Genomic DNA, 8,877 nt, shown 5'->3' with positions numbered 1-8,877 from the left:
GCTCATCGCCGCCGCCCTGCCGCAGGCGCGGCAGGGCACCATGCTCGCCGCCTACCTGCTCAGGCTCTCTAAGGACGAGCCTGTGCACGCCGAGACGCAAGCTACCGCCGGGGCCGTCGAGGAGGAGCTGAAGGCCTTTGTGACCGGCCTGCGAAGCCTGCGCGCCAAGGTCTACGGCGTCTTGACGGGCGCGGCGCGGTTGGGCCCCAGCGGAGGGCTGCAAGACGAGCTCGAGGACGCGCTCTTCGAGCTGGACGCGCTCGAGGCGGCCTTCCGCGAGGTCAGGGAGGTCACCTAGGCAGGGTCCCCTAAAGCCAAGCGGCTACAGATAAGGCTTGTGGTACGGATAAGACTTCTGGAGAGGCCAGGAGACGGAACAGAAGCAGGCCGTCTTCCTTCTGGCGCTTCACACCACGTGCCGCTCGCCCTTAAGGCGTGTGCGGGCACGGGGTGTATCGTTCATAGCTTCCTCAGAGAACGCCAGGGTAAATTGGCACCATGCGCCGAGGCATCCTCCTGCCGCTTTTCGTCCTTGCGGCCCACCTCGCGGCCTGCGCGCCCCAGGTGCCTGACCCGGGCCGAGTCGAGGTGCGGCAACTCGCCGAGCGGCTCAGCTACTATCCGCATCAGACCGGGGTCGTCTGGTCCTACCTGCGCGACGGTGAGCGCCTCGACGCCGCGCCTGTCGTGCAGCGAGTCGAGGGTCCGGTCATGCTCGGCGGCGAAGTGCTCGTCGCCACGCGGCTGGTGGGCCGCGGCTTGGACACCACCTACTACCGCCGCTACGGTCCGTCCGGCGTCCAACTCGTGCGCGAGACGCGGCCGGGCGCGGTCATCGACTACGATCCACCCATCCAGGAGTTGCCGTCCGAGGGCGCGTTGCACACGGGCTCGAGCTGGGGCGGCACCACCACCGCCCGGCTCTTCTTTGCCGAGGCGCGGGCCGAGAACCAGCGCGCCGAGCTGCGCCTCGACTACCGCTACAGCGTGGTCGATCACCGCGCCGTCAGCGTGGCGGCGGGCGGCTTCGAGGTCTACGTCATCAACCTCGTCGCCGAGCAGGCCGGCGAGGGCGAGCGTGGCGAGACCGTCCAGCAGGAGCTGTGGTTCGCGCCCTTCGTGGGCGAGGTGAGGACGCGCACCGGCTACTTGCTGGTGGACGGCAACTTCGCGCAGAACCGACCCTAGACTTTGTTGGGCGACACAGCGTTGGCGAATACAGAGGCTGCGGGGAGCGCTTGTTAGACTGGATACAAGATTAGGCAGCAGTGGGAGAGGCTGACCGTGAAGGATCATAAGCCATAAGGAGCACAAGAAGGTGGCGCCAACGTGCCCACCCTCCAATGGGCTTGTATCTGAGGCGTCCATACCGGGGTGAGAAGAGATTGTGTCCGTACTAGCACGCGTCAACGAATCTGCCGATCTGAAAGGGCTTAGCCGAGAGGAATTGCACGAACTCGCCGAGGAGCTCCGCAGCGAGATCGTCCGCGTCTGCTCGCTGGGTGGCCGGCACATGGCCTCGAGCCTGGGCACCGCCGAGCTCACCGTGGCCCTTCATCACCTCTACGACTCCGCCACCGACCGGCTGGTCTGGGACGTGGGCCACCAGGCCTATGGCCATAAGATCCTCACCGGCCGCAAGCACCTGATGGACAGCATCCGTCAGCCGGGCGGCTTGGCGGGCTTTCCCTGCACCAGCGAGTCGCCGCACGACGCCCTGACGGTCGGCCACGCCAGCACCAGTCTGGCGGCTGCCTTCGGCATGGCCCTGTCGAGGGACGCGCGCGGCGCCCCTTACGAGGTGGTCGCCGTCATCGGCGACGGCGCCCTGACGGGGGGGCTGGCGCTTGCGGCCTTGAACCAGATCGGCCACGTGAGGCCGCGCATGACCATCATCTTGAACGACAACGAGATGTCGATCAGCGAGAACGTCGGAGCCTTGAACCGCTATATGCGCACGCTCCAGGTCCAGCCCTGGTTCCAAAACGCCGAGGAGAGCGGCAAGCGGACCCTGAGCCGCGTCTGGAAGCCGCTCGGCGACCTTGCCAGCCGGGCTAAAAAGTCCGCCCGGCGCTTTTTCGACCCGGCCAGTGAAAATCCTTTCCACGCCATGGGTCTGCGCTACGTCGGCCCGGTCGACGGCCACGACTTGGACGCGCTCATCTACTACCTGGACCATATCCGCGCCCTGGACGGCCCCACCATGCTCCACATCGTCACCGCCAAGGGCAAGGGCTACAAGCTGGCCGAGAGCGACCCCATCTACTGGCACAGCCCGTCGAAGTTCGACTCGGTCAACCCGATAAAGGCGCAAAAGGGCTACACCTGGTCGAACGCCTTTGGCGACGCCGCCATCCGCTTGGCCGAGGGCGACGACCGGGTCTGGGTCATCACCCCGGCGATGCGCGAGGGCAGCGGCCTGGTCGAGTACAGCCAGAAGCACCCGGGCCGCTACCTCGACGTGGGCATCGCCGAGGACGTGGCGGTGACCACGGCCGCCGGCTTGGCCCTGCGCGGCGAGAAGCCCGTCGTGGCCATCTACAGCACCTTCTTGCAGCGGGCCTTCGACCAGGTGGTTCACGACGTCTGCTTGGAGAACCTGGACGTCGTCTTCGCGGTGGACCGCGCCGGCCTGGTCGGCGGCGACGGCGCCACCCACCAGGGCGTCTACGACATCTCCTTTATGCGGGCGCTGCCCAACATGAGCGTCGCCATGCCCCAGGACGCCGCTGAGATGCGCGCCATGCTCAAGGCGGCCCTGGAGCTGGGTGGCCCCAAGGCGATCCGCTGGCCGCGCGGCGGTGTGGGCGCCCCGCCCGACACGCCCGTGTCGAGCTGGCCCGAGATCTCTTGGGGTACATGGGAAAGGCTCAAGGAGGGTGAAGATGCCTATATCCTGGCGATCGGGCCGATGCTGAGCTATGCGCTCGAGGCTGCCAGGGACCTCCCGCACGTCGGTGTGATCAATGCTCGCTTTATCAAGCCCCTCGACCTGGCCATGCTGAAGGAACTTGCCGGCCACGCCAAAGCCTTTGTGACCGTCGAGGACCACGCGCTTCAGGGCGGCTTCGGTGCGGCAGTGGCCGAGGCGCTCAGCGACCACGGCCTCAAGCTGCCGCTCAGGCGGCTCGGCCTGCCCGACGTAGTGGTGCCGCACGGCGAACCCAAAGCGCAACACGCGAGCTTCGACCTGAGTCCCGCGGGTATCTTGAGGGCGCTCGAGAGCCTGGGTGTCCGCACCAAGGAGCCGCGAGCGGCCCGCAAGCTGGTCAGCGGCTAGCCCACTGAGTGTGCAGCTGGGGGTGCGGTCTCGAGCCGTGCAGGAAGTCGCCTCCGCCCGACGGCACCGACCCGCTATCAGCGTGGTATTGACAGCGAATATAGCAGTCGTCGGCATCATGCTCCGCGTTCTCGAGGCCAGCCTTGGGCGTGCGATTTGGAGCCGTAGTGAAGGCTTAGCATATCCGCCTGTCACGCGGAAGGTCGCGGGTTCAAATCCCGTCGTCTCCGCCACATTCCGCCGCTTATGCGGCGAATTTTTGTGCTAACAAGCGAGCGCCGAGGTTTCCTGGTGGCTTGTCAAACTCGGCCTCTTGGGTTAAACTACGGTTCGCGTCGAGGGGAGTGGTCTTCACCGCCCACCCGGCTGCGAGGCCAAGTAGCTCAGTTGGTAGAGCATACGACTGAAAATCGTAGTGTCGGCAGTTCAATTCTGCCCTTGGCCACCAAAGTGGGAGGTAGTATCTTGATACGGTCAAGGGGCTACCTCCAAACATGCCAATGTAGCTCAGAGGTAGAGCAATCGATTCGTAATCGATAGGTCGTCGGTTCAAATCCGACCATTGGCTCCAAGAGAAAAGCTGTCATGGACGTGATAAAAGGAAGCCCGCGGTTGTGGGCTCTTGTTTTGAGAGGCCAATTTACGTTTCAGGCTCTCCGCAAAGGTGACGGCATGCGTTTGAAAAGCGTGTCACTTGCTCTGACAGTGTCGTCGACCTATGCTTCCGGCATGCTGACGTCACCATTGGTCACCATGCTGTCAAAAGCTTAGGTCTCGTCTCGCAGGCAAAACGAGCTGCTTTCCATAAAAATGGAGGCCGAAGCCTCCACTCGTTCTTGCGGTTTTGTCTTTAGCGCTTGCTGTACTGCGGCGCGCGCCGAGCCTTGTGCAGACCGTACTTCTTGCGCTCGACCTCGCGAGCGTCGCGGGTGAGGTAGCCGCCCAACTTGAGCTGGCCGCGGAACTCGGGGTTTACCTTGAGGAGTGCGCGGGCGATGCCCAGCTTGACGGCGTCCACCTGACCGCCAGGGCCGCCGCCCTTTAACGTCACCAGGGCGTCGTAGCGGCCGATGGCGCCCGTCACCTTGAGGGGCTCGAGCGCCTGCACCGCCGCCAGGATGCCGCGGAAGTACTCCTGAAAATCTTTGCCGTTGACGGTAATGCGGCCGCTGCCCGGCCTAAGAAAGACCCGCGCGACGGCGGCCTTGCGCCGGCCTGTTCCGTAGTATTGCTGCTCCATCATCTTACCTCAGTTCCAGCGCGCGCGGCTGCTGCGCGTCGTGGGGGTGCTCGTCGCCGCTATAGACCTTGAGGCGACGGATCAGTTTGCGGCCCATGCGATTCTTGGGAAGCATGCCCCAGACGGCGCGCTCCAAGAGGCGCTCGGGGTGCTTCTCGAGCATGGTGCGGGCGGGGATCTCCTTCAAACCGCCCTGATAGCCGCTGTAGCGGGTGTAGACCTTCTGGTCGAGCTTGTTGCCGGTGAAGACCAGCTTCCCGGCGTTGACGACGACGACGAAGTCGCCGCCCAACTGGTTGGGGGTGTAGTCGGGCTTGTGCTTGCCGCGCAACATCTGGGCGATCTGGGTGGCGATGCGGCCGACCGTCTGGCCTCGAACATCGACCAATACCCAGTCGTTTTGGGTCGTTTTGGGAAAGTACGTTTTCACCTGATTCCTCCGCTTGAGGGCGCGCACCGGCTGGATGATCGAGCAGCCAGAAGACGCCAAAGGCGAGTGTAGCACGAATGCACAGTGCTAGTAAAGGCCGCTGCGCACCGCCTCATGAGAAAGAGAGCGCGGTGAGACAAAAGTCGGGCGCCGGCTGGGAGCGCCCGGCTCGATCTCGCCTGGGGTTCTTTGGCTTAAGCCGTCGGCTGGTCGGCCGGCTTCTCGCTGGGCCTGGGTGGGGGGGTGAAGTCGCTCGCCTTGTCCTCATCTAAGAGCATAATGGCTAAGACCGCGTCGAAGTCCTTGACGGTGGTGACCGTCAGCTCGTCTAGGATGGCGTCGGGCACGTCCTCCAAGTTGGCCTCGTTGCTCTCGGGGATGATGACGTGGTTGATGCCCGCCTGGTGGGCGGCCAGGAGCTTTTCCTTGACCCCGCCGATCGCTAGGACCCGGCCGCGCAGGGTGATCTCGCCGGTCATGGCGATGTCGCTGCGCACGGGGCGGCGGGTGAGCGCGCTCACCACCGAGGTGGCGATGGCGATGCCGGCGCTGGGGCCGTCCTTGGGCGTGGCGCCCTCGGGGAAGTGGACGTGCAGGTCGCGCGCCTCGTGGAAGTCGGCGGGCAGGTTGAACTCAGCGGTGCGGCTACGCAGGTAGGCGATGCCGGCCTGCGCCGACTCCTTCATCACGTCGCCGAGCTGGCCGGTCAGGTTGACCTTGCCCTTGCCGGGCAGGCTGACGGTTTCGATGTCTAGGAGAACGCCGCCGACCGAGGTCCAGGCCAGGCCGTGGGCGAGGCCGACCTGCGGCTCCTTCTCGGCGATCTCGTCGCGGAAGGGAGGCACGCCCAGAAGCCGTCTCGCCTCGTTTTCGTCGACCCTGCGCATGCCCTCCCAGGGCTCGTCCAGGAACTCCTTGGCCGACTTGCGGGCCAGCTTGGCGATGTTGCGGTCCATGTTGCGCACCCCCGCCTCGCGGGTGTACTCGGTGACGAGCTTGCGCAGAGCGCCGTCGCTGACGGTAAGCCTGCCGTCCAAGCCGTGCTCCTTGAGCTGCCGGGGCAGGCGGTAGCGCTTGGCGATCTCGATCTTCTCGTCTAAGGTGTAGCCCGGTATGTGGATGACCTCCATGCGGTCCAGAAGCGGCCGCGGGATGGTCTGCAGGGTGTTGGCGGTGGTGATGAACATGACCTTGGAGAGGTCGTAGGGGACCTCCAGGTAATGGTCGGCGAAGGTATTGTTCTGCTCGGGGTCCAAGACTTCCAGGAGCGCCGAGGAGGGATCGCCCCGGAAGTCGGCGGTCATCTTGTCGACCTCGTCCAAGAGGAAGATCGGGTTGACCGTGCCGGCCGTTTTCATCCCCTGGATGATGCGGCCCGGCAGGGAGCCGATATAGGTGCGGCGGTGGCCGCGGATCTCGGCCTCGTCGCGCACCCCGCCCAAGCTCATGCGCACGAACTTGCGGTTCAGCGAGCGAGCGATCGACTTGCCCAAGCTCGTCTTGCCGACGCCGGGAGGGCCCACCAGGCAGAGGATCGGCGCCTTGTAATCGGCCTCCTTGATCTCCTTGGTGAGCTGCCTTACGGCCAGGAACTCGAGGATCCGGTCCTTGGGTTCTTCCAAGCCGTAGTGGTCCTCGTCTAAGATCTTATGGGTGTGCTTGACGTCTAGGTGCTCGTCGTCGCGCTCGGCCCAGGGCAGGTCGGTGAGCCAGTCGAGATAGGTCCTGACCACGGTGGCCTCGGGCGAGGCGCCGGACATCTTCTCCAAGCGGCCGATCTCCTTCATGGCGCGCTCTTCGACCTCCTTGGGCATGCCCTTTTCCCTGACCTTGCTGCGCAGTTCCTCGACCTCGGCTACGACCTCTTCGCCGCCGCCGAGCTCCTTTTGGATGGCCTTCATCTGCTCGCGCAGGTAGTACTCGCGCTGGTTGGAGTCCATCTGCTGCTTGACCCGCGCCGAGATCTGCTTTTCGGTGTCGAAGCGCTCCAGGTCGCGCGAGAGGTAGCCGTAGACGAGCTCGAGCCGGGCGCCGACATTGGTCTCCTCCAAGACCGCCTGCTTGTCCTGGACCTCCCAGGTGCAGTACTTGGTGATGGTGTCGGCCAGGGCGCCGCCGTCCTTTAAGCCGCGGATATTCTCCATGTGAAAGGAGTCGAGGCGCAGGTTCTTGTTCTGCTGGGCGTACTGCTCCCAGGCGGCCTTGACCTGTTCGATCATGGCGCGCACCGCCTGGTCGCCCTGGCTACCGCTCTCTGGCCGGGTGACGACCCGCGCCCGCAGGGTGGGGCCGGGCAGGTAGCTCTCGACTTCGGCGCGTTCACGCCCCTCGACGAGCACCTGCAGGGTGTCGTCGGGTAGGCGGATAACTTGCTTGATGACGCCCAGGGTGCCGACCGCGTAGAGGTCGTCGCCGCTGGGGTCGTCCACGCGGGGTTCGCGCTGGACAAGCAGGAGCACGCGGTTGTCGGCCGCCTGCGCCTCCTCCAAGGCGCGCTTGGACTTGGGCCTGCCGACATCGACGTTTTCGAGCGTCTTCGGCATGACCACCTGGGTTCTCATAGCTATTACGGGCAGTTCCCATTCCATGCTCCCTAGTAAAGCACCAGTGGCGTGCGCTTTACCGTAAGGTGGCTAACGCAAGGGGCAAGTTAGGGGGAGGCTGTGGTTTAATGAGCCCATGCCTGCCGCAGTTCCTCCCCTAGAGGCCGTCGCCGAGTTCAGACGGCTGGTGGTCAAGCCCTTCTGGCCGGGCTTCAGGCCGCTCGAGCTGCCTGCCCTGCTCTACGACGGTGAGGCGACCTGGCTCTTTGGCCATCCCAGGCCGCCCCAGGGTTTCGAGCCCTTGGAAGGCTCGGAGGCCGCTGTCTTTCGGGGACGTCACCCTTCGGTCCAGGCGCATACAGCCGCGGAAGTGGGCGGCGTTCTCACTGCCGTAGTCATGTTGAACGCGTTGGCCGGGGCCTCCGTCCAGGATGTCGCTGCCATGATGCTTCACGAAGCCTTTCACGTCTTTCAGGCGTCGCGCTATCCCCACTGGCGCGCCAACGAGGCGGAGCTCTTCACCTATCCCGTAGAGGAGGCTGGCTTGCTGAGGCTGCAAGCGCTCGAGGCCGAGGCCTTGAGGCGCGCGTCAGGTGCGAGGGCGCGAGGCGAAAGCCTGGCGTGGATCCGCGCCTTTCTCGAGCTGCGCCGCGAGCGCTTCCGGGACTTCCCCGAGGGCGCCGCCCGCTATGAGCGCGAACTGGAGCGTTACGAGGGCTTGGCCTACTACCTGGAGTCACTGGTGAGGCCGGTGGCGGACGGCGGCGCGGTTCCGTCCGAAGCGGTGAGGCGGCGCTTCTACAGCAGCGGCCGCATGATGGCGAACCTGCTCGACCGCTTCAATACCGGATGGAAGGAAAGCTTGGACGCCGAACCGGACCTCTTCCTCGACGACCTGCTGCGGGGCATCCTAAAGGGTGAAGCTGACCAGGCGGCTTTGTTCACTGCCCAAGAGCTCGAGGCTGCCGCAACATGGGCGGGCGCCGAGGTCGCCAGGATGGAGGCAAGACGCGCGAACGATCTGGCAAATTTTCTCGACCGGCCCGGCTGGATACTCGAGCTGGTGACGGTGGAACCGCTTTGGCCGCAGGGTTTCGACCCAATGAACGTCAGGCGTCTGGGTGGCGCTCAGGTGCTCCATACTCGCTTCCTTGCTCTCGGCAACCGCGCCGGGACAGTCGAGATCATGGACCGCTCGGCGCTGACCGAGGCTGCCGGCGCGCACCCGCTCTTTGGCGGCGTTCGGGGGCTCACCGTGACAGGACTCGAGGCCGAGCCGGTGCCCTCACATAAGGGGGGCACGCTGTTGCTCGAGCTGCCGGGTCTACGGGTTGCGCTGTCGGGCGCGACGCTCGAGCGAGAGGGTAAGACGGTAACCGTGACC

At 65.1% G+C, this 8,877-nt stretch carries 7 protein-coding genes and 3 tRNA genes; 7 read left to right on the top strand and 3 right to left on the bottom strand.

The annotated features are described in order from the left end of the window. The 6 genes from M3498_17345 to M3498_17320 form a co-directional block, all read left to right on the top strand. A partial coding sequence (locus tag M3498_17345) for a hypothetical protein (GenBank protein ID MDQ3461030.1) occupies window positions 1-298 on the top strand: 298 nt, incomplete at its 5' end. A 200-nt stretch (window positions 299-498) separates the two neighbouring features. Then, complete coding sequence (locus tag M3498_17340) at window positions 499-1,188, top strand: hypothetical protein (protein MDQ3461029.1); 690 nt, start codon at window positions 499-501, stop codon at window positions 1,186-1,188. Window positions 1,189-1,387: 199 nt separating this feature from the next. Beyond that, complete coding sequence (gene dxs / locus M3498_17335; protein MDQ3461028.1) at window positions 1,388-3,280, top strand: 1-deoxy-D-xylulose-5-phosphate synthase; 1,893 nt, start codon at window positions 1,388-1,390, stop codon at window positions 3,278-3,280. A gap of 158 nt (window positions 3,281-3,438) precedes the next feature. After that, window positions 3,439-3,513: transfer RNA gene (locus tag M3498_17330), tRNA-Asp, on the top strand. Between the two features lie 139 nt (window positions 3,514-3,652). Beyond that, window positions 3,653-3,728: transfer RNA gene (locus tag M3498_17325), tRNA-Phe, on the top strand. Window positions 3,729-3,776: 48 nt separating this feature from the next. Next, window positions 3,777-3,851: transfer RNA gene (locus tag M3498_17320), tRNA-Thr, on the top strand. A 279-nt stretch (window positions 3,852-4,130) separates the two neighbouring features. Here M3498_17320 and rpsI read toward each other — a convergent pair. The 3 genes from rpsI to lon all read right to left on the bottom strand — a co-directional run bounded on the left by rpsI (window position 4,131) and on the right by lon (window position 7,538). After that, complete coding sequence (gene rpsI, locus M3498_17315) at window positions 4,131-4,523, bottom strand: 30S ribosomal protein S9 (protein MDQ3461027.1); 393 nt, start codon at window positions 4,521-4,523, stop codon at window positions 4,131-4,133. A gap of 1 nt (window position 4,524) precedes the next feature. Beyond that, window positions 4,525-4,950, bottom strand: a complete 426-nt coding sequence (rplM, locus tag M3498_17310) for a 50S ribosomal protein L13 (GenBank protein ID MDQ3461026.1) — start codon at window positions 4,948-4,950, stop codon at window positions 4,525-4,527. A gap of 194 nt (window positions 4,951-5,144) precedes the next feature. Next, the gene (lon, locus tag M3498_17305) at window positions 5,145-7,538 is read right to left on the bottom strand and encodes an endopeptidase La (protein MDQ3461025.1); all 2,394 of its coding nucleotides are present in this window, start codon (window positions 7,536-7,538) and stop codon (window positions 5,145-5,147) included. Window positions 7,539-7,629: 91 nt separating this feature from the next. Between lon and M3498_17300 the strand changes: the two genes are divergently transcribed. Then, window positions 7,630-8,877 (top strand): hypothetical protein (locus M3498_17300; protein MDQ3461024.1); only part of this gene is annotated, 1,248 nt, incomplete at its 3' end.

Source organism: Deinococcota bacterium, from assembly GCA_030858465.1.
Taxonomy (GTDB): Bacteria; Deinococcota; Deinococci; order Deinococcales; family Trueperaceae; genus JALZLY01.
The sequence above is the reverse complement of the archived record's forward strand: the minus strand, read 5'-3'. Positions and strand labels throughout refer to the sequence as shown.

Bases quoted from the DNA above. Each gene is read 5' to 3' on its own strand.
- M3498_17340 (MDQ3461029.1), top strand. From the start codon at position 499: ATGCGCCGAGGCATCCTCCTGCCGCTTTTCGTCCTTGCGGCCCACCTC.
- lon (MDQ3461025.1), bottom strand. From the start codon at position 7,538: ATGGAATGGGAACTGCCCGTAATAGCTATGAGAACCCAGGTGGTCATG.
- rpsI (MDQ3461027.1), bottom strand. From the start codon at position 4,523: ATGATGGAGCAGCAATACTACGGAACAGGCCGGCGCAAGGCCGCCGTC.